We start from the raw sequence: 517 nt of genomic DNA, 5'->3' as shown, positions 1-517 counted from the left end.
CATGCCCAGCTTGCGCCCGTGGCCCTCGATTCGGTGGTGCTGCCCGGCGGCGACATCATCCGCTACCGTTTCGGCGACAACGGCATGCCCTTCATGGTGTTGCGCAACGACGCGCCCAGCGAGGAATACCAGTGGCTCGACCCGCTGCGCCTGGCCCGCTTCCGCGACCACCGCACCGGCTCGGACTACACCTTTCACTACGGCGGGGGCCGCGTGCCAGAGGCGGTCACCGTGCGCGGCCCCGCGCTGGACAGCCTGGACGGCAACCTGCTGGACCCGTCCATCTTCCGCAAGGCCGGGGAACCCGCCACGCCGCAGCGTTCCGTCACCTTCCGCATCGGGTGCGACCAGGTGGGCACGCCAAAGGCGCTGCTGGCCCCGGATGGCCGCGTGGTGAAGCGCATGGAATACGACAGCTTCGGCAACCCGCTGCTGGACACCTGCCCGTACTTCTTTCTGCCGCTGGGCTTTGCCGGGGGGCTGGCGGACCGGCACACCGGCCTCGTGCGCTTCGGCT

The 517-nt window shown here is 70.0% G+C and carries 1 pseudogene; it reads left to right on the top strand.

Annotation, left to right across the window (positions count from 1 at the left end):
* Positions 1-517, top strand: a pseudogene (locus tag FVW20_RS18690) (hypothetical protein); the annotation flags it as partial.

The organism is Nitratidesulfovibrio oxamicus (genome assembly GCF_015731765.1).
In the GTDB taxonomy this organism is placed as follows: Bacteria; Desulfobacterota; Desulfovibrionia; order Desulfovibrionales; family Desulfovibrionaceae; genus Cupidesulfovibrio; species Cupidesulfovibrio oxamicus.
Note: the sequence above shows the minus strand (reverse complement) of the source record. Positions and strands in the feature narration are given on the sequence as shown.